The sequence below is a fragment of the Paracoccus sigandri genome, from assembly GCF_003709565.1.
In the GTDB taxonomy this organism is placed as follows: Bacteria; Pseudomonadota; Alphaproteobacteria; order Rhodobacterales; family Rhodobacteraceae; genus Paracoccus; species Paracoccus siganidrum.
Map to the genome: position 1 here is coordinate 1 of NZ_QNRC01000035.1, position 23,471 is coordinate 23,471.

At 70.5% G+C, this 23,471-nt stretch carries 21 protein-coding genes; 9 read left to right on the forward strand and 12 right to left on the reverse strand.

The window, feature by feature from the left end; genetic code table 11:
- On the forward strand, positions 1–732 hold a 732-nt coding region (locus C9E82_RS20530; RefSeq protein ID WP_122449378.1), incomplete at its 5' end, for a bifunctional allantoicase/(S)-ureidoglycine aminohydrolase.
- A 32-nt stretch (positions 733–764) separates the two neighbouring features.
- On the opposite strand, the gene C9E82_RS20535 is transcribed toward C9E82_RS20530, so the two are convergent.
- Both C9E82_RS20535 and C9E82_RS20540 read right to left on the reverse strand, forming a co-directional pair.
- Positions 765–1,673 carry a DMT family transporter gene (locus C9E82_RS20535; protein WP_240643613.1) on the reverse strand — a complete coding sequence of 303 codons (909 nt, stop codon included), beginning with the start codon at positions 1,671–1,673 and terminating at the stop codon, positions 765–767.
- 43 nt (positions 1,674–1,716) lie between these two features.
- Positions 1,717–2,310, reverse strand: a complete 594-nt coding sequence (locus C9E82_RS20540; RefSeq protein ID WP_122449379.1) for a LysE/ArgO family amino acid transporter — start codon at positions 2,308–2,310, stop codon at positions 1,717–1,719.
- Between the two features lie 81 nt (positions 2,311–2,391).
- Between C9E82_RS20540 and C9E82_RS20545 the strand changes: the two genes are divergently transcribed.
- The gene (locus C9E82_RS20545; RefSeq protein WP_119901093.1) at positions 2,392–3,252 is read left to right on the forward strand and encodes a LysR family transcriptional regulator ArgP; all 861 of its coding nucleotides are present in this window, start codon (positions 2,392–2,394) and stop codon (positions 3,250–3,252) included.
- 113 nt (positions 3,253–3,365) lie between these two features.
- Here C9E82_RS20545 and C9E82_RS20550 read toward each other — a convergent pair whose 3' ends face one another.
- The 3 genes from C9E82_RS20550 to C9E82_RS20560 form a co-directional block, all read right to left on the reverse strand.
- Positions 3,366–4,109, reverse strand: coding sequence for a YebC/PmpR family DNA-binding transcriptional regulator (locus C9E82_RS20550; protein ID WP_119901094.1), 744 nt, complete (start codon positions 4,107–4,109; stop codon positions 3,366–3,368).
- A 102-nt stretch (positions 4,110–4,211) separates the two neighbouring features.
- A complete protein-coding gene (locus C9E82_RS20555; RefSeq protein ID WP_119901095.1) occupies positions 4,212–5,990 on the reverse strand; it encodes an SLC13 family permease in 1,779 nt (592 codons plus the stop codon).
- A 164-nt stretch (positions 5,991–6,154) separates the two neighbouring features.
- A complete protein-coding gene (locus C9E82_RS20560) occupies positions 6,155–6,976 on the reverse strand; it encodes a TIGR00282 family metallophosphoesterase (protein WP_122449380.1) in 822 nt (273 codons plus the stop codon).
- Positions 6,977–7,141: 165 nt separating this feature from the next.
- Between C9E82_RS20560 and C9E82_RS20565 the strand changes: the two genes are divergently transcribed.
- Complete coding sequence (locus tag C9E82_RS20565) at positions 7,142–8,488, forward strand: S8 family serine peptidase (RefSeq protein ID WP_119898709.1); 1,347 nt, start codon at positions 7,142–7,144, stop codon at positions 8,486–8,488.
- A gap of 13 nt (positions 8,489–8,501) precedes the next feature.
- Here the strand turns inward: C9E82_RS20565 and C9E82_RS20570 are convergent, their stop codons facing one another.
- Positions 8,502–9,260, reverse strand: a complete 759-nt coding sequence (locus C9E82_RS20570; protein WP_119898710.1) for a zf-HC2 domain-containing protein — start codon at positions 9,258–9,260, stop codon at positions 8,502–8,504.
- Entirely contained in the window at positions 9,257–9,775 is a 519-nt protein-coding gene (locus C9E82_RS20575) for an RNA polymerase sigma factor (RefSeq protein ID WP_119898711.1), read from the reverse strand. Before C9E82_RS20575 ends, C9E82_RS20570 begins: the two co-directional genes overlap by 4 nt.
- A gap of 171 nt (positions 9,776–9,946) precedes the next feature.
- Between C9E82_RS20575 and C9E82_RS20580 the strand changes: the two genes are divergently transcribed.
- Positions 9,947–10,693 carry an alpha/beta hydrolase gene (locus C9E82_RS20580; RefSeq protein ID WP_119898712.1) on the forward strand — a complete coding sequence of 249 codons (747 nt, stop codon included), beginning with the start codon at positions 9,947–9,949 and terminating at the stop codon, positions 10,691–10,693.
- A gap of 60 nt (positions 10,694–10,753) precedes the next feature.
- On the opposite strand, the gene C9E82_RS20585 is transcribed toward C9E82_RS20580, so the two are convergent.
- The 4 genes from C9E82_RS20585 to C9E82_RS20600 form a co-directional block, all read right to left on the reverse strand.
- Entirely contained in the window at positions 10,754–12,457 is a 1,704-nt protein-coding gene (locus C9E82_RS20585) for an alpha/beta hydrolase (protein ID WP_119898713.1), read from the reverse strand.
- Between the two features lie 75 nt (positions 12,458–12,532).
- Complete coding sequence (locus C9E82_RS20590; RefSeq protein ID WP_119898714.1) at positions 12,533–13,720, reverse strand: acetate/propionate family kinase; 1,188 nt, start codon at positions 13,718–13,720, stop codon at positions 12,533–12,535.
- Between the two features lie 218 nt (positions 13,721–13,938).
- Complete coding sequence (locus C9E82_RS20595; protein WP_119898715.1) at positions 13,939–14,583, reverse strand: aminotransferase class IV family protein; 645 nt, start codon at positions 14,581–14,583, stop codon at positions 13,939–13,941.
- Positions 14,541–15,665 carry an aminodeoxychorismate synthase component I gene (locus tag C9E82_RS20600; RefSeq protein ID WP_119898716.1) on the reverse strand — a complete coding sequence of 375 codons (1,125 nt, stop codon included), beginning with the start codon at positions 15,663–15,665 and terminating at the stop codon, positions 14,541–14,543. Before C9E82_RS20600 ends, C9E82_RS20595 begins: the two co-directional genes overlap by 43 nt.
- A gap of 239 nt (positions 15,666–15,904) precedes the next feature.
- Between C9E82_RS20600 and C9E82_RS20605 the strand changes: the two genes are divergently transcribed.
- From C9E82_RS20605 to C9E82_RS20625, 5 genes are all read left to right on the forward strand, one after another.
- Positions 15,905–17,137 (forward strand): aromatic ring-hydroxylating oxygenase subunit alpha, encoded by a 1,233-nt coding sequence (locus C9E82_RS20605; protein WP_119898717.1) that lies wholly within the window; start codon positions 15,905–15,907, stop codon positions 17,135–17,137.
- 5 nt (positions 17,138–17,142) lie between these two features.
- Positions 17,143–18,171 carry an FAD-binding oxidoreductase gene (locus tag C9E82_RS20610; protein ID WP_119898718.1) on the forward strand — a complete coding sequence of 343 codons (1,029 nt, stop codon included), beginning with the start codon at positions 17,143–17,145 and terminating at the stop codon, positions 18,169–18,171.
- A 114-nt stretch (positions 18,172–18,285) separates the two neighbouring features.
- The gene (locus C9E82_RS20615) at positions 18,286–19,869 is read left to right on the forward strand and encodes an FAD/NAD(P)-dependent oxidoreductase (protein ID WP_119898719.1); all 1,584 of its coding nucleotides are present in this window, start codon (positions 18,286–18,288) and stop codon (positions 19,867–19,869) included.
- Entirely contained in the window at positions 19,856–21,049 is a 1,194-nt protein-coding gene (locus C9E82_RS20620; RefSeq protein ID WP_119898733.1) for an NAD(P)/FAD-dependent oxidoreductase, read from the forward strand. The genes C9E82_RS20615 and C9E82_RS20620 overlap by 14 nt, the downstream gene beginning before the upstream one ends.
- Positions 21,050–21,101: 52 nt before the next feature.
- Entirely contained in the window at positions 21,102–22,124 is a 1,023-nt protein-coding gene (locus C9E82_RS20625) for a GlxA family transcriptional regulator (protein ID WP_119898720.1), read from the forward strand.
- Between the two features lie 4 nt (positions 22,125–22,128).
- Here C9E82_RS20625 and C9E82_RS20630 read toward each other — a convergent pair whose 3' ends face one another.
- Positions 22,129–23,454, reverse strand: coding sequence for an MmgE/PrpD family protein (locus C9E82_RS20630; RefSeq protein WP_119898721.1), 1,326 nt, complete (start codon positions 23,452–23,454; stop codon positions 22,129–22,131).
- Positions 23,455–23,471: the final 17 nt, after the last annotated feature.

Genomic DNA, 23,471 nt, shown 5'->3' on the forward strand with positions numbered 1-23,471 from the left:
ATCCCGTCCAGCACCATGCGCGACATCGTCACCAGCCTCCTGCCCGGCTGGCAGGGGATGCGCATGTGGGTCCTGGCCCGGCCGCTCTCGGGCTTCGCCGAGACCTTCAGCCAGTATATCGTCGAGCTGGCCGAGGGCGGCGGCAGCGACCTGCCCGAGGACGACCCCGAGATCCAGCACGCGATCTTCGTCACCGAGGGCGCGCTGCGCCTGACCATCGACGGGCAGGACCACCGGCTGGCCCCCGGCGGCTTCGCCTATGTCCCGCCCGGCACCGCCTGGTCGGTCAGGAACGCAGGCCCCGGCCGGAGCGGCTTTCACTGGTGGCGCAAGCGCTGGCAGCCGGTCGAGGGCCTGACGCGCCCCGACCCGATCGTGACGCGCGAGCAGGACATCGCGCCCGCCGCCATGCCCGGCACCGATGCCTGGGCCACGACCCGCTTCATGGACCCCGAGGACCTGCGCCACGACATGCACATCACGCTGGTCACCTTCCAGCCCGGCGGCTCGATCCCCTTCGCCGAGACCCATGTGATGGAGCACGGGCTTTTCGTGCTGGAGGGCAAGGCGGTCTACCGGCTGAACCGCGACTGGGTCGAGGTCGGCCCCGGCGATTTCATGTGGCTGCGCGCCTTCTGCCCGCAGGCCTGCTATGCCGGCGGACCGGGCCGCTTCCGCTACCTGCTCTACAAGGACGTCAACCGCCACGCCAATCTCTGGCCCAACAGGTAGCGCCGGGCCTTCGTGATTCAGGCCTTCGTGATTCAGGCCTTCGTGGCATCGGGCGGCGGGGTCACGGCGCGCGCGCGGATCCGCGCCTCGCGCCAGGTGATGAAGGTGATCGCCCCGATCATCAGCCCGCCGCCCAGGATCACCCAGCCGTCCAGCGGCTCGTGGAAGATCAGCACGCCGACCAGGCTGGCCCAGATCAGCTGCAGGAAGGTCACCGGCTGCGTCACCGTCAGCGGCGCCGCGGCAAAGGCCCGCGTCATCGTGTAATGGCCAAGCGTCGCGAACAGCGCCACCAGCGCCAGCCAGCCGACCTGCGCCGGCGTCGGCGGCACCCAGACCGCCAGCGCGATCGGCGCCAGCCCCACCGAGACGGTCAGCGACATCATCGCCACCACCACGGCGGGCGACACGCGCTCGGTCAGGCGCTTGGCGACCAGGTAGGACGCCCCGAAAGCGACCGAGGCCAGCACCTGTGCCAGATGCCCCGGATCAAGTTCCCGCAGGCCGGGCCGCAGCACGATCACCGCCCCCAGCAGCGCCACGCAGATCGCCGCGATCCGGCGCGCGGCCAGCCGCTCGCCCATGAACAGCGCGGCGCCGATGGTGACGACGATCGGGTTCAGATAGCCGATGGCCGTCACCTCGGCCACGGTGATGCGCGACATGGCATAGAACCAGGCGATCACCGCCAGCACATGCAAGGCGCCGCGCAGGCAGAACTGGCCCCAGACCGGCGCCGGAAAGCCCCGCCTCAGCGCCGGGACCAGCACCGGCACCAGGAAGACCAGCCCGATCAGGAAGCGGATGAAGGCGGCCTGCGAGGCGGGCAGCGCCCCCTCCAGCCCGCGCACGATGGCGTTGACGGCCACGAAGCACAGCCCCGTGGCCAGCATCCAGCCGATGCCGATCAGGTCACGGCGCGTATCGCTGTAGATTTGCATGACCTGCAATTGAGCGCGTTCCCCCGCCGGGTGCAAGCCCCGCTCAGCCGATCATCAGCCGCAGCGCGATGGACCACATCACCGTGCCCACCCCGGCCTCCAGCCATTGCCAGGCGCGCGGCCGCCTGAACAGCGGCGCCAGCAGCCGCGCCCCGTAGCCCAGCGCGAAGAAGAACAGGAACGAGCCGCTGACCGCACCGGCGGCGAAGGCGCCCCGTTCCGGCCATTGCGCCGAGATCGAGCCCAGCAGCACCACCGTATCCAGCCAGACATGCGGGTTCAGCCAGGTCAGCGCCGCGATCATCGCCAGCGTCGCCCCCAGCCCGGCCGCCCCGCCCTCGGGCCGCAGCGCCGCGCCGCCCCGCCAGGCGGCACGGAAGGCCCGCGCGCCATACCACAGCAGGAAGGCCACGCCGCCCCAGCGCATCGCCTCGACCAGGGCCGGCATCCGCGCCCCGATCACCGACATGCCGCCCACGCCCAGCCCGATCAGCAGCGCGTCCGAGACGGCGCAGAACAGGCAGACAGCCAGAACATGCCGGCCCAGCAAGCCCTGCTTCAGCACGAAGGCGTTCTGCGCCCCGATGGCCATGATCAGCGACAGCCCGGTCCCCAGACCGGCAAGATAGGACAGCATCAGCGCACCTCCGGCCTTGCTTCTGGCCCGGCGGCGAATTCAAGTAAAATGAATTCGAATCATCCATATGAAGCACAGCTAATGATGGACTATCCCGCGCTGGTCGCCCTGGCCGAGGTCATCCGCCGCGCCTCCTTCGAGGCCGCGGCCGCCGCGCTGGGGGTCACGCCCTCGGCCATCTCGCAGCGGATCCGCACGCTCGAGGACCGGATGGGCGCGGTCCTGGTCGATCGCGGCCCACCGGTCGCCGGCACCGCGACCGGGCTGCGGCTGGCCGCGCATCTGGACCAGGTGCGGCTGCTGGAAACGGCGCTCGGCGCCGCCCCCGGCCCGCCCCCGGTGCTGCGCATCGCGGTCAATGCCGACAGCCTCGCGACCTGGGCGATGGCGCCGCTGGCGGCCAGCCCCGGCCTTCTGGACCTGGTGATCGACGATCAGGACCACGCGCAGGACTGGCTGAGGGCCGGCCAGGTCATCGCGGCGCTGACCAGCGAAAGCCGCCCGGTCTCGGGCTGCGACAGCCTGGCCCTCGGCCGGATGCGCTATCGCGCCACCGCCAGCCCGGATTTCGCCGCCCGCCACTTCCCGCAAGGCCCTGACGCCGCCGCGCTGGCGCTGGCCCCCGCGCTCAGCTTCAACGCCAAGGACGCCCTGCAGGACCGCTGGACGCGGCTGGCGACCGGCCGGCGCGTGACGCTGCCGATCCACCGCATCCCCTCCTCGCAGGCCTTCGCCCAGGCCACCCGGCTCGGCCTCGGCTGGGGCATGAATCCCGAAAGCCTGATCGCCCAGGACCTCGCCGCCGGCCGCCTGGTCGATCTTGCCCCCGACCTGCCGCTCGACGTGCCGCTGTTCTGGCAGGCCAGCCGCATCACCGCCCCCGCCCTCGCCCCGCTGACCCGCGCCATCAGAAAAGCCGCCAGGGCAAACCTGCTGCCCTGACGGCCCCTTTCATCTTGGCTCAAATATCCTCGGGGGTCGCCGGCTGGTGCGCCACTGGTTCGAGAACCAGCCGGCGACGGGGCAGCGCCCCCGGCCGTCGCGGGACGCAAGCCTTACAGCTGCGCGGCCAGTTCCTCGGACAGGTCGAAATTGCCGGTGACGTTCTGCACGTCGTCATCGTCCTCCAGCGCATCGATCAGCTTCATCAGCTTCTGCGCGGTCTCCAGGTCAGTGATCTCGGTCGGGGCCTGCGGCTTCCAGATCAGCTTCGCGGTCTCGGATTCGCCCAGGGATGCCTCCAGAGCGGTCGCGACCTCGTTCAGCGCGGTATCCGCGCAATAGATCCAGTGGCCTTCCTCGTCGCTCTCGACATCATCCGCGCCTGCCTCGATCGCGGCCAGCATCACCGTGTCGGCGTCGCCGACCGAGGCCGGATACATGATCTCGCCCACCCGGTCGAACATGAAGCTGACGGAGCCGGTCTGGCCCAGATCGCCCCCCGACTTGGTGAAATAGCTGCGCACGTTGGATGCGGTGCGGTTGCGGTTGTCGGTCATCGCCTCGACCACCAGCGCGATGCCGTTGGGCCCATAGCCCTCGTAGCGGATCTCCTCGTAGTTCTCGGCATCGCCGCCCTGCGACTTCTTGATGGCGCGGTCGATCACGTCCTTGGGGACCGATTTCGCCTTGGCCTCCTTCACCGCCAGGCGCAGGCGCGGGTTCTTCTCGGGATCGGGATCGCCCATCTTGGCGGCGACGGTGATTTCCTTGGCCAGCTTGGAAAACAGCTTCGAGCGCGCCGCGTCCTGGCGGCCCTTGCGATGCTGGATGTTTGCCCATTTGGAATGGCCTGCCATGGTCGGTCGTCCTTCGCAGTTCGGAAATTCTGGATTCGGGCGCTTTTAGTCCAGGCCGCGCCCCCATCGCAAGACAAGAGCGAGAGCCGGCCGCCACCCCGCTCAGATCGGGAAGAAGATCCAGATCGACACCGTCGTCACCACCGCCGTCAGCACGTTCATCGGCATCCCCACGCGGACGAAATCCATGAAGGTATAGCCGCCGGGCCCATAGACCAGCGTGTTGGTCTGATAGCCGATCGGCGTCGCGAAACTGGCCGAGGCCGCCATCATCACCGCCACGACCAGCGCGCGGGGATCGACGCCGACATGGTTGCCGATCGAGATTGCCACCGGGGTCATGATGACCGCCACGGCATTGTTGGTCACCGCCTCGGTCAGGATGCTGGCGATCACATAGACCGCCAGGACCAGCGCCCAGGACGGAAGGCTTTCCAGGAAGGGGCCGATATGGCTGACGATGAAGGTGACGGCGCCGGAATTCTCCATCCCCGCGCCCACGGCCAGCATCCCGAAGATCAGCGCCATCAGCCGGCCGTCGACGAAGCTCAGCGCCTCGTCGGCATCGATGCAGCGCGTGATCAGCACGATGGCCACGCCGATGAAGGACAGCACCAGCATCGAGGCGACGTTGAGCGAGGCCAGCAGCACCACGCCCGCCAGCACCGCCACCACGATCGGGGCATGGCTGCGGCGGAAGGCGCGCTCCGAGGGCTGGGCGACCTCGACCATCTGCATGTCGGCGGCCAGCCGCTGGATGTCGTCGGGGGCGCCCTCCAGAAGCAGCGTGTCGCCCACCCGCACCACCAGGTCGTCCAGCTGGCGGCCGATGTTCTGGTTCTTGCGATGCGCCGCCAGCACATAGACGCCATAGCGGCGGCGCAGCCGCATCGAGCCCAGGCTGCGGCCGATCATGTGGCAGCCCGGCGTGATCAGCACCTCGACCGTGGTGGTCTGGACCGAGCTGAGCTTGTCGACGGTGCGCAGCTCCTTGTGGCTCTTCAGCCCCAGAACCTCGGACATGGGGGTGCGCAGCACCACGCGGTCCCCGGCCTCCAGCTGCACCGCCGCCAGGTCGCGGCGCAGCGAGGCGTCGCCGCGCAGCACGTCGATCACCCGCGCGTTGTCGCGGCTGAAGATGTCGATCTCGGCCAGGGTCTTGCCCACCAGCGAGGAATCCTCGGGGATCGCCACCTCGGTGAAGAACTTCATGCTGGAGCGATTGGACAGCATCTGCGACATCGAGGCCCGCGCCGGCAGAAGCCGCGGCGCGATCAGCACCAGATAGGCGACGCCGAAGATCGCCACCATCAGCCCGACCGGGGTGATCTCGAAGATGCCGAAGGGCGCCATGCCGGAATTGCGCGCCACCCCGTCCACCAGGAGGTTGGTCGAGGTCCCGATCAGCGTCAGCGTGCCGCCCAGGATCGACAGGTAGGACAGCGGGATCAGCAGCTTCGAGGGCGCGGTGTCCATCTCCTTGGCCAGCTGGATGAAGATCGGCAGCATCACCACCACCAGCGGCGTGTTGTTGACGAAGGCCGACATCACGCAGACCAGCACCGACATCATCGCCAGCGTGAGCATGGGCCGGTTCCCGGCATGGCGCGCCGCCTTGCGCCCGAACCATTCCAGCGCCCCGGTCCGCACCAGCCCGCCGACGATGATGAACATGAAGGCGATGGTCCAGGGCGCCGGATTGGCCAGCACGGACGAGATCTGGTCCACCGGCAGGATGCCCAGCAGCACCATGGCCAGCGTGCCGACGATGGCGGTCACTTCCGGCGGATAGGTTTCGCGGATGAACAGGACGAACATCCCGATGATGAGAAAGATTGTGGTGACGGCGGCGGCCGTTCCGGTCAGTTCCAGTCCGAGCATTCGGCACTCTCTTCTGCGGACCGCGGCGGGCCCTTCTGGCGCCTGTTTCGCCGATTCAATCGCGGGCCGCAACCCGGCCGGCACCGGACGCCTTCCGCGCGACGCGCCGGCAGGCGGCGATCTGCCCGGTTCGCGGACAGGCGCGACAACCCGCAGCCATGGCCTTAGGCAGTTCCCGGATCGCTCTGCGCCAGCCTGCCGCCGTCGCGCACCGGCGTCAGGGCGCGGGCCAGGCCGGTGCGGTCGTCGGTCTCGACCAGGACGCCCGACAGGGTGGCCTCGCCCTCGGCCGGGGTGAAGCGGTCGCGGGCCAGGCCGGTCAGGAAACGGCGCAGGGGCTCGGCCTTCTCCATGCCGATGACGCTGTCATAGTCGCCGCACATGCCGGCATCGGACTGATAGGCGGTGCCGCGGTTCAGGATCTGCGCATCGGCGGTCGGCACATGGGTATGGGTGCCCACGACCAGGCTGGCGCGGCCGTCGCAGAAATGGCCCATCGCCATCTTCTCGCTGGTGGCCTCGGCATGGATGTCCAGCACCGCCGCCTGGACCAGCCCCCCCGGCGGATAGGCGCGTAGCACGCCGTCCACGGCCGAGAAGGGATCGTCGAAGGGCCGCGACATGAAGACCTGCCCCAGCGCCTGCAGGACCAGCACCTTGCGGCCGCGCTGATCGCTGAAGACGCCGAAGCCGCGCCCCGGCGCCTCGCGCGCGATGTTCAGCGGGCGGAGGACGCGCGGCTCGCGGTCGATGAAGGCCAGCATGTCCTTCTGGTCGAAGGCATGGTCGCCCAGGGTGATGCAATCGGCGCCCGATTGCAGCAGCAGCTGGGCATGGCCCGCGGTCAACCCGCGCCCGCCGCTGGCATTCTCTCCGTTGACGATCACGAAATCGGCCTTCAGCCGGGCCTTCAGCCCCGCAAGCCTGTCGCTGATCGCCCGGCGGCCCGCCCGCCCCATCACGTCGCCGAGAAACAGAATACGCATGAGAAAACCGATATGCGAAAGGCCCGGCGGGCTCAAGCAGAGTTCCGCCGGAAAACACGCGCGGATCGACAGGGGCGGCGGGGGCGGAATAAACTGCCGCGGCAGCCGTTCTTGCCAGGGCCCGTTGCGGGCCCCCAGATGATTTCAGACGGAAGGTCCCGATCCATGCCGCTTTCCCATCGCCTGTGCCTTCTTGCCCTGCTGGCCGGGGCCACCATCCTGACCGGCCTGCCCGACCCGCGACCCGGCCATCACGGCTGGACCCCGGCCGCCTGGGCCGATGATGACGATGACGACGACGATGATGATGACGACCGCGGCGGCGGGCTGCGGCTGCGGATTCCGCTGCAGGTCCAGCGCCGCGCGGCGCCCGCCCCGGCCCCTGCCCCGGCGCCCCTGCCGGAATACGCGCCCGAACTGGTCGTGACCGACCTGGACGAGGCGGACCTGCAGCAGCTGCTGGGCGAGGGTTTCGGCGTGATCGAGACCGTGCCGCTTGACGCGCTGGACAGCACGCTGCACCGGCTGTCGGCGCCCTCGGGCCAGAACCTGGAAGCCGCGCGCGACCGGGTGCGCCAGCTTCCCAGCGGCGCAGCGGCGGACCTGAACCACTATTACCGCACCGACCAGGCGGTCAGCACGGCGGCGGCGCCCGCCGCGCCCGAGAACTGCACCCACGGCAATTGCGCCTCTCACCGGCTGGTGGGCTGGCCCGAGGCGGAGGAGCGGCGCCGGTCCTGCCCGCTGAGCCAGCCCATCGGCATCATCGACACCGGCGTGAATACCGAACATGAATTCCTGTCCGACGCGCAGATCGAGCTGGTCCGGCTGGGGACCGAACCCGAACCCTCGGGCAAGATCCACGGCACCGCGATCGTCTCGCTGCTGGCCGGCACGCCCGGCTCGCGCGTCAGCGGGCTTCTGCCCGAGGCGGAACTGGTCGTGGCCGACATCTTCTCGCTGGCGGGCCAGGACGAGCGCGCCGACATCTCGGCCCTGCTGCGCGGGCTGGACGCGATGGAGGAGCGCGGCGTGCGGGTGGTGAACCTGGCGCTGACCGGCCCGGCGAACACGGTGCTGGAATCGACCGTCGCCCGGCTGGTCGCGGAACGCGGCATGGTGCTGGTCGCGGCGGTGGGCAATGACGGCCCGGCCGCCCCCGCCGCCTATCCCGCCGCCTATGACGGGGTGATCGCGGTGACGGCGGTGGACGGGCGCGGACGGATCTATCGCGGCGCGCAGCGGGGCGGGCATGTCGACCTGGCGGCGCCGGGGGTCGGGCTGCTGCTGGCGACCTCGATCAGCGGGGCGCGGCCCAAGACCGGCACCTCCTTCGCGACGCCCTATGTCACGGCGGGGGCGGCGATGCTGCTGGCGCGGGAACCCGAGCTGGCGCCGGAAGCGGTCGCCCGGCGGCTGGCGCAGGCGACCCGCGACCTGGGGGCGGAAGGCCATGACGAGGTTTACGGCCACGGGCTGATCCTGGCCGACCGGCTGTGCCGGGGAAGCTGAAGAAGGGCGCGCCTCAGCGCGCCCAGCCCTCGGCGATGGCGGCGGCTTCCTCTTCGGCGGTCAGCGCCAGCCCGGCGCCGCGCCGCTCCAGCCAGCGGTCCAGCAGCACGCCCTCGGCGCCGCTGGCGGGCAGGAAATCCTGCCCCTCGGCACCCGGCGACAGGGTTTCGGACATCGCGACATCGACGCTCCAGCCCGCGCCGTCATGGCAGGCCAGCGCGACCTGCATCCTCCGCGCCGCCCGGTCCAGCAGTTCGACCTCGCGGCAGAAGCCGCTCTCGGCGGGCATCGAGGCCAGCACGGTCAGCTCGCCCGCGCCATAGGCCACCGGCTGGCCCGAGGGCTGCCCGGCAAGGACCCCGTGCAGGGCGCTGCCGGGCGCGACCGGGCCGGCGGTCAGGGTCGGGTCCGCCGCATCCGGCTGCATCAGCACCAGCGCGCCGACGAAAGCGGCGGCCAGCGCGCCGCCCAGCCCGGCAAGGACCGGCGCGCGGCGGCGCAGGCGGGCGCGGAACGGGACCACCGTCGCGCCGGGCTGGGGGGCGGCTTCGGGCGTCAGCAGCTGCTGGAAGCGCGCCGGCACGGGCTCGTTCACCGGCCCGGCGAAGGCCCGCACCAGCGCGGCATTGGCGGCCATCAGGTCGTCCACATAGGCCTGGTCCTGCGGATGGTCGGCCAGGTGCATGACGACGCGCGCGGCCTCCTCGGGCGACAGCTCGCCATCGGCGAAGGCGGCAAGCGTTTCCTTGTCCATCACGGTTTCACGGCTCATTGGCGGCGTCCCTGGCTGAGGCCCAGTTGCGGCAGAAGCGCCTCGCGGGCGCGGGAAAGGCGGCTCATGACGGTGCCGACGGGGATCTCCAGCACCTCGGCGGCATCCTTGTAGCTGAGCCCCTCGATGGCGACCAGCGACAGGACGGCGCGCTGCGGCTCGGGCAGGCGGCCCATCGCGTCGCGGACCTTGCCCAGCATCATCCGGTCCTCGGGCAGGTTGGCGCCGCGCCCGCCGTCCGAGAGGTTCGCGTCCTCGGGGGCGATGGTGGTGCCGCGGGTGCGGTTGCGGCGGCGGTCGTCGATCCACAGCGTCTGGACGATGCGATACATCCAGCTGTCCATCCGCGTGCCGGGGGTGAACTGGGCGGCATTGCGCAGCGCCTTCTCGCAGGCGGCCTGCACCAGGTCGTCGCCGTCCTGCGGATTGCCCGTCAGGCTCAGCGCGAAGCGGCGCAGGCGGGGCACCAGCGCCACAAGATCGGTTCTGAATGTCTCGTCCGGGCCGGGTGCCATCGGGGTCTCCTTTGCGGGCCATGCTGGATCAGAACGGGCGCCGGGGGCAATTATTCCATTGCGGTAACGGATTGCTGACGTTTCCGTGCGAATGTCGGGACCTGACGGGTCGGGCTTGACTGGCGGGTGCCGGTGGCAAGACTGGCCGCGACCGTGATCGAAAGGGGACCGATGCTGCGGATCGGATGGTTGCTTCTGGCGCTGCTGCCCGCGCCCGCGCTGGCGGCGGATTGCGTGGTGCTGCTGCACGGGCTGGCGCGCAGCGACGCCTCGATGCAGCTGATGGAGACCGCGCTGGAGGACCGGGGCTATCTGGTGGTCAGCGAGACCTATCCCTCGACCGACCTGCCGATCGAGGAGCTTCTGGACTATGTCGGGCAGGCGGCGGCGCAATGCGGCGCGCAGGACCAGGCCGGGCGGATCGATTTCGTCACCCATTCCATGGGCGGCATCCTGCTGCGCGCCTGGCTGATGGATCACCGCCCCGACAGGCTGGGCCGCGTGGTGATGCTGGCGCCGCCCAATCACGGCTCCGAGGTGGTGGATGTCTTCGGCGACCTGGCGCTGTTCCGCTTCGTGAACGGGCCGGCGGGCCTGCAGCTTGGCACCCAGGCCGACAGCGTGCCGAACCGGCTGCCGCCGGCGGATTACGAACTGGGCATCATCGCCGGCGACCGCACGGTGAACCCGATCCTGTCGCTGAGCTTCGAGGGGCCGAACGACGGCAAGGTCTCGGTCGAGAGCACGCGACTGGAGGGGATGGCCGATCATATCGTGCTGCCGGTGACGCATACCTTCATGATGAACAACCCCGTCGTCATCGTGCAGGTGCTGCATTTCCTGGCCCATGGCCGCTTCGACCACGATCTGGGCCTGGGCGAGGCGATCGGCAGGCTGGCCGATCCTGGCCCCACCTGACCCTTGGGCCGACCTGATCCGGCCCGACCTGATCCCGACCCGACCTGATCCCGGCCCGACCTAGCCGCCTCGGCTGTCCGAATCCCCGGCCATCCCGGCGCCGGCGGCCAGTTCGTCGCGCAGCCGGGCCAGCGACTCGGGCGTCCAGCCGGCGGGGCGGGTGATCGCGACCCAGGCATCCAGGTAGTGCTGGGGCGCATAGACATGGCCGTAACCCATCGGCGTGCCGGTCCCCACCGCCATGTCCAGCGCCAGCTGCAGCATCGTCACCACCGGATACCAGCGCAGCTCGGCCGAGACATCGGGACCGCGCGGATCCGACAGCCAGGCGGGCGGGCGATAGAAGTCGCGCGGGTCGAAGAAGGTGATCGGATCGCTGGCATATTGCAGATAGACGATCCGCATCCGCCCCCACAGCGCCTCGGCCGGCGCCGCCAGCCCGCTCTGATTGGCGAAACGGACCAGCGAATCGTCGCCATAGCGCGGCAGCCAGGCGGGCGATCCGGGCTGGCGGGCATCGGTCACGGCGCGCCACAGGCGGCTTTCGAAGGGCGGCCCGCTCCACAGCGCGCCGTCGACCGGGTCGGTCATGATCCCCGACAGCTCGACCAGCCGTTCGGAATTCATCGCGCCCAGGCTGAGCCCGTGCAGATAGAAGCGCGGCCGGGTATCGGCGGGCAGGCTGCGCCAATGGTCGTAGATCGCGTTGAACAGCGCGAAGGTCGCCTCGGCCCCGTATTCGGGCTCCACGATCAGCGACAGCGGGCTGGAGAGATAGCTGTATTGCAGCGCCACGCTGGCCACGTCGCCGCCATGCAGGATCTCCAGCGTGTCCATCGCCGCCGGGTCGATCCAGCCGGTGCCGGTGGGCGTGACCACGACCAGCACCGAACGGTCGAAGCCGCCCTGGCGCTTCAGCTCCTCCAGCGCCAGCGCCGCGCGTTCGGCCACGCTGTCGGCGGCGGGCAGGCCGACATAGACGCGGACCGGCTGCATCGCCGGGCGGCCGGTCAGCGCCTCGATCCGGGCGGGCTCGGGCCCGCTGGCGATGAATTCGCGCCCCGCCCGGCCCAGCATCTCCCACTCGACCAGCGATTCGGCGCTGCCGGTCATCCGGGGATCCTCGGGGCGGGGCTGGTCGGGCACGATCAGCGCGTCATATTCGCGATAGGACCCGTCCAGCACGTAAAGCACCGAGCGAAACAGCACGCCATTGGCCAGCGTCCAGAAGATCAGCGCCGCCAGGATCGTGCCGACGACATTGGCGACGCGGCGCGGCACGATCCGGTGCGCGCGCCCCGACAGGTGCCGCGAGGCCAGCGCGAACAGCCGCGCCAGCAGCAGAAGGATCGCGAAGACCAGCGCGGCGATGGCGAACAGGCGGATCGGATGGGCGCTGTCCACCGGCTCCATCCCCATCGGCAGGCGGATCGAGTTCTGCCAGTCCGGCACCTGCGACAGGAAGCTGACCACGACGCCCAGGCAGACGACCGCCAGCGCGACGTTCAGCGCCGGCCGGAAGCGATGCGGCAGGAACGGCAGCCGCATGTAGCGCCACAGCCAGGCGAAGCCCGCGCCCAGCCCGTAGCCCGCCCCGAAGCACATCCCGGCCAGCGTGCCCTGCATCACGTCGCTGCGCGGCACCAGGCTGGGCGTCAGCGAGGCGGCCAGGAACAGCGTGCCCAGCACCACCCCGGTCCCGCAGAGCGAGCCGGCCTGGCGCCGCAGCAATGCGGCAAGCGGGTGATGGGCGATCCGGTGCATCCGGGCGGAGATTTGCAGCCGGCGGGCGATTCGGCCAGAGCCGAGATGCGCGCCGTGAACCCCGCCGCGCCGGGCTCAGCCCCGATCCGCCGACAGCAGCGCGACGGCCTGATCGGCGATCACCTGTTCCTCGTCGGTGGGGATGACCAGGCAGCGCACCCGCGCCCGATCCGCGCCGATCTCGATCCGGTTGGCGGCATTGGCCGGCGCGTCCAGCGCGACGCCCAGCCAGGCCAGCCGGTCGGCCACCATCGCGCGGATGCGCGGCTGGTTCTCGCCGATGCCGGCGGTGAAGACCAGCGCGTCCAGCCCGCCAAGCGTCGCGGCCAGCCGGGCGACCTCGCCGGCGATGCGGAAGCAGAACAGCTCGATCGCCTCGGCGGCCTCGGGGGCGGCGCTCTCCAGCAATTCGCGGCTGTCGGCGTCGATGCCCGAGACGCCCAGCAGCCCGCTCTCGCGGTAGAGCATGTTCTCCACCTCGGCCAGGCTCATGCCCATCGGCCCCAGCAGGTGCAGCAGCACGCCCGGATCCAGCGTGCCCGATCGCGTGGCCATCGGGATGCCGTCGATGGTCGAGAACCCCATCGAGGTATCGAGACTGCGCCCGCCAGCCATCCCGCACAGGCTGGCGCCGCTGCCCAGATGCGCAGCCACCACCCGCGCGTCAGAGGGCAGGCCCATCCGCCGCAACGCGCCGGCGATGAAGTGATAGGACAGCCCGTGGAAGCCATAGCGCTTGACGCCCCGGTCATGCAGCGCGCGGGGAATGGCGAAGCGGCGGGCGATGGGCGGGTTGGTCGCATGGAAGGCGGTGTCGAAGGATGCCGTCTGCACCGTGTCGGGCAGCAGCGAGCGCATCGCATGGATCAGCCGCAGGCTTTGCGGCTGGTGCAGGGGGGCAAGGCTGGCCAGGTCCTCGATCCGCGCCAGCGTGGCGGGATCGATCCGCGCCGGGCCGGTGAAGATGTCGCCGCCATGCACGACCCGGTGGCCGATGGCGCGCAGCCGGTCCAGCGGCAGATGCCCGCCCAGCCAGTCCAGCGACCGGGCCAGGACCGCGCCCATGTCCTGCGCGTCGGCGCCCGGCAGCGGCTGGGTCAGCCTGCGCCCCTCCAGCGTGACGCGGAATTCCAGCGGCTCGTCGCGGAAATCGATGACGCCGCGCCCCAGCGCCGTCGCCCGCGCGCCCTCGACGCGGTAGAAGCCCAGCTTCACGGTCGAGGAACCGGCGTTGAAGGTCAGGATCAGCCCGCCCTCGGTCACAGCGGCATCGCCCTGCCTGGGGCCGTCGGCGCGACCCGCCGTTTCCGCATCACCTCATCCATCATCGCAGATCCTTCCAGCAATCACATGATTCACATATGGAATCATAGTTCGTCCACGATCCGGCAACGCCCCCGGAACGGTTCGAGGCCAAGTCTTGACCGGCATCCGGGTCTTGGCAAGCGGTTCCTGTCCCCCTGACGCTGCGGAAGCAGCGGTCAGACCGCCCGGCCCGTCCAGACCGCCGGGACGAGCCCGCGCAGCGCATTGCCGACCCGCAGCCGGACATGCGGCAGCTCGGCACCGGGCAGCACCTCCTCGGCGCAGGCGGCGCGGGCAAGCATGTCGGCGCGCAGCACCCCCGGCAGAAGGCCGGAGGTCAGCGGCGGGGTGCGCAGCCCATCGCCCCGGTCGAAGAAGACCGTCGTGATCGTGCCGTCGCAGACCTCGCCCCGCTCGTTCAGCAGGACCAGTTCGTCCAGGTCGGCGGGGATCGCGCGCCGGGCGGCGTCATAGGCCGGGCGGTGCGTGGATTTCAGGCGCAGCCAGGGGTCGCCCGATTGCAGGCGCTGCGCGGCCAGGCCCAGCCGCCAGCAGGTGATCGGGGCTGGAACCGGCGCCTGCTCGACGGTGATCGCGCCGTCGCGGTCGGCCAGCAGCCGCAGGCGGGCGGGGCGCCCGGCCGGTCCGGTCAGCGCCGCGCGCGCCGCCGCCACGTCCAGCACCCAGCCCAGCCTGGCGGCGCCGTCGGACAGCCGCGCCAGATGCCGGCCCAGCAGCGGGCAGGCGCGCCCGTCCCACAGCGCGGTCTCGATCAGCCTCAGCTGCGGGTCGTCAGCGGCTGGACAAAGCGGGCTTTCCACAGGGCCTCCTCCCATTCGCTCTCGGCGGTCGAATCGGCGACGATGCCGCCGCCGACATTCAGCCGCACCCGGTCGCCCTCGACCGACAGCGTGCGGATCGCGACCGAGAAGGCCGCCGCCCCGTCCGGGGCCATCCAGCCGATTGCCCCACAATAGAGGCCGCGCGGGAAGGGCTCCAGCTCGTGGATGATCTGCATCGCCCGGATCTTCGGCGCCCCGGTGATCGAGCCGCAGGGAAACAGCGCCGGCATCAGCGTCGCAAGATCGGCGGGCGCGGCCAGTTCGGCGGTGATGCGCGAGGTCATCTGATGCACCGTGGCGAAGCTTTCGACGGCGAACAATTCGGGCACGCGCACGCTGCCGACCCGCGCCAGGACCGAGATGTCGTTGCGCAGCAGATCGACGATCATCAGGTTCTCGGCCCGGTCCTTCTCGGATGCCGCCAGCGCCGCAGCCAGCGCGGCATCCCTGTCGGGATCGGCGGCGCGCGGCGCGGTGCCCTTCATCGGCCGGGCCTCGATCCGGCCATCGGCGGTCAGGCTGAAGAACAGCTCGGGCGAGCGCGAGATCACCACCGGCCCCGCGCCCATGTCGGCGTAAGAGGAATAGCCCACCGGCTGAAGCCGCGACAGCGCCGCCGCCAGACCGGCGGGCCTGCCGCGCAGAAGCCGGGTCTCGACCGGGAAGGTCAGGTTGATCTGATAGCAGTCCCCGGCAGCGATATAGTCCTGCGCGCGCCGGAAGGCATCCCGGTATTGATTCTGTGTTATCAATGGATTCAGAGGAGAAAGCGAGGCGGTTTCCGAAGTTTCCGGCGCAGCCTCCCACGCCGATGGCGCATCATGGACGCCCAGGACCAGAAGCGGCTGGTCCGAGGGGCGCAGCAAGGGCGCCAGCCGCGGCTCGAAGGCCAGCCCGGCCTCGTAGGCGATCCATCCGGCGATCCAGCACCCCTGCCGCCGCAGGGCATCGGCGCGCGCCAAAGCCGGGCGCACCTGGTCGGCACGATGGGCCAGGATCAGTTCCCGCGCCTCGTCGAATCGGACGGGCCGGCCACCCGGTCCGAAATCGCAAATGATCATGCTACCCCTGCCGCTTCGCGATCGGCCCCATGGACGGGCCGGCCGGAGTGTTAGCGCATCGGATGCCCTGCCGCCAGCGCGGCCTTGCGCCCGTGGTCGCGGCACGGGCGGCGCTTCGTCGGAAAGCTGGTCGCCGATGTCGAATCCCTGCCGCAAGCGCGCGCCCGGCCCGGACAGGATGCCGGGCAGCAGGCCCAAGAACGCGCCATCCCGGAAAGATCCCTGACGGAGTTTGCAGAATGCTGAAAGAACGGATTGCAGGTTTGCTGGGCCAGCGCCAGCCCGGCCATTCCCTGCCCCGCGACTTCTATGTCGACGACGACATCTTCCGCGCCGACATGCAGGCGGTGTTCGAAACCGACTGGATCTTCGCCTGCAGCACCGTCGAGATCCCCCGTCCCGGCGATTACCTGACGCTGAAGGTCGGCGACAATCCGGTCGTCGTGCTGCGCAACCGGGACGGAGAGATCGCGGCCTTCCACAACAGCTGCCGGCATCGCGGCTCGATGATCTGCCAGAAGGAAAGAGGCCGGGCGAACCGGCTGGTCTGTCCCTATCACCAATGGGTCTACGAGCTGGACGGCAGCCTGATCAATGCCCGGCAGATGCCCGACGATTTTGACAAGGCGGCCCACGGCCTCGCCCCCGTCCATGTCGAGGTGATCTGCGGCATGGTCTATATCTGCCTTGCCGACGAACCCCCGTCGCTGGCGCGTTTCCGCGCCGGGGTCACGCCCTATATCGCCCCGCATATGCCCGACCGCACCAAGGTTGCCTTCACCTCGACCATCGTCGAGGAGGCGAACTGGAAGCTGGTGATCGAGAACAACCGCGAATGCTATCACTGCGCGGGCAACCATCCCGAGCTGCTGGTGACGCTGGTCGAATTCGCCCTGCCCGACGATCCGCTGGTCAAGGCGCAGTTCCAGGGGCTGATGGAGCGTTCCACCGCGCGCTGGGACCGGCTGGGCCTGCCGCACAAGCCGGCCGAGGGCGGCGTTGAGTTCCGCTGCATCCGCCTGCCCTTCAACGAGGACTGCCTGTCCTTCACCATGGACGGCAAGCCCGCCTGCAACAAGCTTCTGGCCGATTTCACCGAGCCCGACCTTGGCTCGGTCCGCATGTTCCGGGTGCCGAACAACTGGAACCACTTCCTCTCCGACCACATCCTGCAATTCCGGGTCCTGCCGCTGTCGGCGAACCGCACCGAGGTGCGCACCACATGGCTGGTCCACGAGGATGCGGTCGAGGGCGTGGATTACGACCTCACGCGCCTCACCGAGGTCTGGCTGGCCACCAATGACGAGGATCGCGTGCTGGCCGAGAACAACCATCGCGGCATCCTGTCGCGGGCCTACCGGCCCGGCCCCTATGCGCCCTCGGAATTCATGCTGAACAATTTCTCGGAATGGTATGCGGGCAAGATGGCGGATTTCACCGGCGGCCCGCAGGCGCGGATCGCGGCGGAGTAAGGCGCATGGACATGCAAGCCCCTTCGGCGGCCCTGCTGTCGCTGTCCTGCATCGCCGTCCGCGACGAGACGCCCACCGTCAAGACCTTCCGCCTGCGTGCGGGCAGCGGCCCGGTGGGCTTCACCCCCGGCCAGGCGCTGGTGCTGAAGGTGCCCCTGCCGGGCGGTCCGGTCTGGCGCAGTTTCACCATCTCGGGCGGCACCGGGGGCGACCTGGAGCTGACGATCAAGGCGCAGGCGCCGGGCGGCGCGACCCGCTGGCTGCACGAGAACCTGCGCGAGGGCAGCGGCATCGAGGCCCGCCCCCCGCGCGGCGCCTTCACGCTGGGGCTGCGCGAGAACGACCGGCTGGCCTTCGTCTCGGGCGGGTCGGGGGCCACGCCGATGATGGCCATGCTGCGGCATCTGGCGCAGACCGATCCCGAGGCCGACCTGGCATGGTTCCACGCCGCGCGCGATCCGGCAGAGGTGCTGTTTGCCCGCGAACTGGCCGAATTGCAGGCCCGGATGCCCAATCTGACGGTGGCGATCAGCGTCAGCCGCGTCGCGCCGGGATGGTTTGGCTATCGCGGCCGCGTCAGCCGGGCGCGGCTGGCCACCGCCATCCCCGATCTGGGCCGCCGTCAGGTCTTCTGCTGCGGCCCGCAGGGCTTCATGCAGGAGGTCCGGCTGATCCATGCCGCCGAGGGCGGCGCGCGGATGCAGTTCCATACCGAAAGCTTCGGCGGCGTGGCCCCCGCCGGCGCGCCCATGACCGAAGCCGCCCCCGAAGGCCCCGGTTTCGGCCTGACCGTGAACGGCCGCGCCATCGCCATCCGCGCCGACGAGACGCTGCTGCAGGCCAGCCTGCGCCAGGGCGTCATCATCCCCTGCGGCTGCGGCGAGGGCATGTGCGGCACCTGCATGGTGCAGCTTGTCTCGGGCCGGGTGGACAGCCGGCCGAATGGCGGGCTGACGCCGGAAGAGGCGGCCGAGGGCTATGTGCTGGCCTGCTCGACCCGCGCGGCGTCGGATGTCGAAATCAGGCTGGCCTGACCCCCTCGGGTCCGGGTCGGATTTCTTTCCCTTCGGGTCGAAAACCTGCTGCCGGCCCGGCGGGCTTTACACCAAGGATGGCCCTGCCGCGATGCAGTCGCCAGAGGACGCAAGATGACACCAGACCCCCGATCCGTCGCCGGCAAGCGCCTTGAGATCGCGGAACGGACCCAGATTCTGGTCGTGGGCGCCGGCCCCGCCGGGATCGCCGCCGCCCGCCACGCCCATCAGGGCGGCGCGCAGGTGATGCTGGTCGACGAACATCCCGTGCCCTTCGAAACCATGGGCGAAAGCGTCCCGCAGATCTGGGGCGGCCGGATGGGCGGCAGGGTCCGCAACCGCAACGCCATGACGGAACGGATGCTGGAGGCGCGACCCGATCTGGTCGAACTGTTCGATCTGGGCGTCGACATCCGCCTTGGCACCGCCTGCTGGGGGCTGTTCGCCAACCAGCCCAACCTGGGCTGGATGCCCGGCCTGGTCGCCGGGCTGATGGACGAGGAACAGGGCAGCCATCTGGTCGGTTTCGATCAGGCTGTGGTGGCCACCGGGCGGCGCGACATGGGGCTGGCCTTTCCCGGCTGGGACCTGCCCGGCGTGCTGGGCGCCGGTGCCGCACTGATGCTGGCGCGGCTCTACGATGCGCTGGACAGCCGCCACGCGGTCATGCTGGGCTCGACCCCCGAGGCACTGCTGGCGGCGCTGGACCTGATCGACGCGGGCGTGACCATCGCCGCCGTGGTCGAACAGGCCGAGGCCGCCGCCGCGCCCGAGGATCTGGTCGCGCGCATCCGCGCCGCCGGGGTCGAGATCGTCACCGGCGAGGCGCCGCGCGGCGTCACCTCGGACGCGGATGGCGTCACCGGGCTGATGCTGCGCAACCGCACCATCCCTTGCGATTCCGTGCTGCTGGGCGTGGGCGCGGTGCCGATGATCGACCTGCTGCAGGCCGCCGGGGCGCGTTGCACCTTCGACAATGATCGCGGCGGCTTCGTGCCCGTGCTGAAAGCGGGCGGCGAGACCAGCCTGGCCGGCATCCGCGCCGCGGGCGACTGCGCGGGGATCTGGCCCGCGAAATCCGCCGATCCGGCGCTGGCCGAGGCCGAGGGGCGGCTGGCCGCCGGGGCCGCGCTGGCGGCGCTGGGGCTGGCGGAGGCTCCGGTCGGGGATGCCCCGCAGCCCGGCCCCGCCGCCGATCTGGGCGCATACCGCAAGGCCTGGGTCCGCGCCTCGGTGGTGGAGGCCGTGGCCGACATGCCGGTCTGCCAATGCGAGGAGGTCACGGCGCGCGAGATCCTGGATGTCAGCCCGCCGCGCTATCTGAACGCGCCGCATCTGCCGAACCTGACGCGCAGCCTGACCGAGATCCTTGGCGAAGGGCCACCCGATCCCGACCAGATCAAGCGGCTGACCCGCGCCGGGATGGGCCCCTGTCAGGGCCGCCGCTGCCGCGAGCAGATCCAGGCGCTGCTGGCCCTGCAGGAGGATCTGTCGCTTGGGGTGGTGCCGCTGGCCGGCTATCGCAGCCCGGTCCGCCCGCTCAGCCTGGCCGCCGCCGCCACGCCCGAGGATCCCGCCATCGCCGCCGCCTGGGATTCCTGGTTCGGAATGCCGCGCCAATGGGTCCCCTTCTGGGATGTCGAGGACCACTATACGGTCGCCGCCCTTGCGACGCAGAAGGAACATGTCAGTGAATAATCCCATTCCCGGCATCCCGTCCGGCGACGACAATCGCGGCGCCTCGGTCATCGTGATCGGCGGCGGCGTCACCGGCCTCTCCACCGCCTTCTGGCTGGCCGAGGCGGGCGTCGACGTCCTTGTGCTGGAACGCGGCATCGTCGGCTGGGAGGCCTCGGGGCGCAATGGCGGCGGCTGCTCGCATCACCACAGCCCGCTTTTCGCCGAGGAACAGCGGCTGTGGCCGATGATGGACGAGTTGCTGGGCTATCCGACCGAGTTCCGGCCGAACCGCATCCGCATCGCGCTGTCGCCCGAGCAGTTCACGCTTTACGGCCGCGCCGCGGCCAATGCCCGCAAGCAGGGCTTCCGCGTCGATGATCTGGACGCGCAGGCGGTGCGCGATCTGGTGCCTCTGGCCGGGGACAACATCCATGCCGGGCATTACTACCATTTCGGCGGCCATGCGAACCCGCACCGCACCGTGCAGGCCTATGCCTGGGCGCTGCGCGACCGGGGCGGGCGGGTGCGCCAGCACGTCACCGTCACCGGCTTCCGGCGGCAGGGCGGCCGGGTGACGGCGGTCGAGACCGACAGGGGCGTCATCAGTTGCGACCACCTGGTCATCGCGGCGGGTCCGCAGACCGGCCGGCTGGCCGCGATGCTGGAGGTCGCCATCCCCATGCGCGCCGCCCGCGCCGAGATGATCGTGACCGAGCCCCTGCCGCTGATGCCGCTGGGGGGGATCGACGGCAACGGGCTCTATGGCCGCCAGACCCTGCGCGGCAACCTGGCCTATGGCGGCGGCCCGCATGAATGGGTCGAGACTGAGGAGCAATCGGGCGGCCCGCGCCCCTCGACCCCGCTGTCGGGCAGCATCGCCCGGCGCGTGGCCGAACTGCTGCCCAAGGCCGCCCATGCCCGCGTCATCCGCAGCTGGTCGGGCATCATCGAGAACACGCCCGACGGCCGCCCGGTCATGGACCGCCCGGCCCCGTGGCAGAACCTGACCGTCGCCACCCTGTCCGGCGTGGGCTTCGGCCTGTCGCCCGCCTCGGGCCGGGCGCTGATGCAGCTGGTGATGCAGGGGCGCTGCGACTTCGCCGATCTCTCCAGCCTGCGGCTGGGACGCTTCGATCGGCTGGAGCCGGATTGGGATGCACTTCAGGGCTGGCTGCCCGCCGGGATGGCGACTGCCTGATGGGAACGGCTTGAAGCGCGGCGGCTTGAAGAACGGGGCGGCTTGACCGAACATGGCGCATCGCAACCCGGACCCGCCGATGTTCTACCACGACACGGGCGAGCCTTTGTGCTTCGCCTTCCTGATGCTGGAAGGGCTCTCGATGCTCAGCCTCGCCTCGGCGACCGAGCCTTTGCGGGCCGCCAACCGGCTGCTGGGGCGCGATGTCTTCCGCTGGGATCTATGCAGCATCGACGGGCAGCCGGTCATGCCATCCTCGGGCATTCCCTTTCCGGCGATCCATGTCGATCAGGCGATCGAGCGCAACCACGCCCTGTTCATCTGCGGCGGCGCGCGGGTCGATCCGCAGGACGAACGCCCCTATCTGGCCGCGATGCGGCGGGCGGCGCATCGCGGCCGGGCCATCGGCGCCCTGTCGACGGCCAGCTATCTGCTGGCCAAGGCCGGGCTGCTGGACGGCTATCGCTGCACGATCCACTGGGAAAACCGCGCCGCCTTCGAAGAGGATTTCCCGCATCTGCCGATCACCGGCACGCTTTACGAGATCGACCGCAACCGGCTGACCTGTTCGGGCGGGACGGCCTCGATGGACCTGATGCTGCATATCATCGCCGATCTGCATGGCCGCGACCTGGCCAATGGCGTGGCCAACCAGTTCCACCACGCCCGCATCCGCGACGCGGATGAAAGCCAGCAGGGCGGCCGGATGGAGCAGATCGGCACCTTGCCCGAATCGCTGCAGATGATCGTCCGCCTGATGCAGGCCAATATCGAGACGCCCCTGCAGATCGAGCGGCTGGCCCGGCTGGCCAATGTCAGCGAGCGGCAGATGGAGCGGAACTTCCGCAATTTCCTGGGCATGACCCCGGCGCGATACTACCTGTCGCTGCGGGTCGAACGCGCGCGCGAGATGCTGCTCTATACCGAACAGCCGATCATCGACATCGCCATCGCCACCGGCTTCGCCTCGACTTCGCATTTCTCGAAATGGGTCAAGGAGTTCTACAAGATCCGTCCCAGCGAGATGCGCGAACAGGCGAGGGTCGCCCGCGCCCGGTCCCGCCGCACGGGCTGACCCTTCAGGCCGCGCCCAGCAGGCCGAAGAACCGCCCCGCGCCCGTGCCGTCGCCCAGCCGGTCCACGGCATCCTCCAACTCGGCCGTGCGGGTCGCGCCCAGCACCGGGGCGGCATAGGCGCGGAACTTGGCGCGCACGGCCTCCATCGGCACCGGCGCCTCGGGATCGCCCGACGCCTCGGTCGGACCCGATTCCAGCACCCGGCCATCGCGCAGCACCAGCCGCACATCGGCAAGGCGCCGGGCCGGGAAGGCGACGTTGTAATCCTCGCGCTCGGTGATCGTCATGGCGTCGGCAAGGCGGCGTATCTCCGGGTCGGCGAAGCTGTCCTCGGCCACATCCTGCGGGTCCACGCGCCCGCGCACCAGCGCCACGGCGGCGGGAAAGGCGGTCGAATACTGCGCCTGTTCGGTGCTGGCGGGCGCGCGCGTGGCAAGGCGGCGGGACTGGTGGAAGGTGGCGATCTCGATCCGCTCGACCTGATCGGGGGTCAGGGCGTGCCGCGCGCGCAGGTCCAGCACGGCCTGCACCGGCGGCTGCGCCCAACGGCAGACCGGGAAGGGCTTGAAATACTGCTCGGCGATGCGCCAGTTGCGGCCCAGATCGGCCCAGAGATCGGCCACATCCGCGCCCTCGACGGTGAGCGCGGGGGCGCCGGTGAACCCGTCCGCCGCCAGAAAGGCGGCCGAGACCCCGGCCATCGCCCCCCAGCCCGAGCCGTCCTTGACCATGGTCGGATGGTCGATGCAGCGCATCATCTGGCTGCGCGGCCCGTGATATTCGGCGATGCCGATCGCCTCGCGCGTCCGCGCCGCGTCCAGCCCCAGCACCCGCGCCCCCAGCGCCGCCGCCGCGAGTGCCACCCAGGCGCCCGAGGTGTGATAGTCGCAGGCGGTGCGGTGCAGCGCGATGCCCGCGCGGGTGCCGATCTCGTAGCCCAGCACCAGCCCGGCCAGGAAATCGCGGTCATCCACCCGCCCCTCGGACTGGAACAGCGCCAGCAGGGCGGGGAAGCTGCCGCAGCCGACATGGCCCTTGGTCAGCTTGTGGCCGTCATGGCCGTCCAGCGCGTCGATGGTCATGCCCCCCGCCAGCGCCGCCCCGGCCGGGCTGACCTGGCGGCCGTCCATCAGCATCGGCGCCGCGCGGCTGCCCGCGCCGAACTGCGCCGCCGCATGGTCGCGGATGATGCGCGACAGCGCGGTCCGGCTGCCGCCCGCCGCCACGCCCAAGAGGTCCAGCAGCCAGCGCCGGGCCAGGGCCAGCACCTCGGGCGGCAGATCCTGCGCCCGCGTGTCGTGAAGGAAGTCGTGAAATGGCGATGTCATGATCCGCTGCCCCTGCC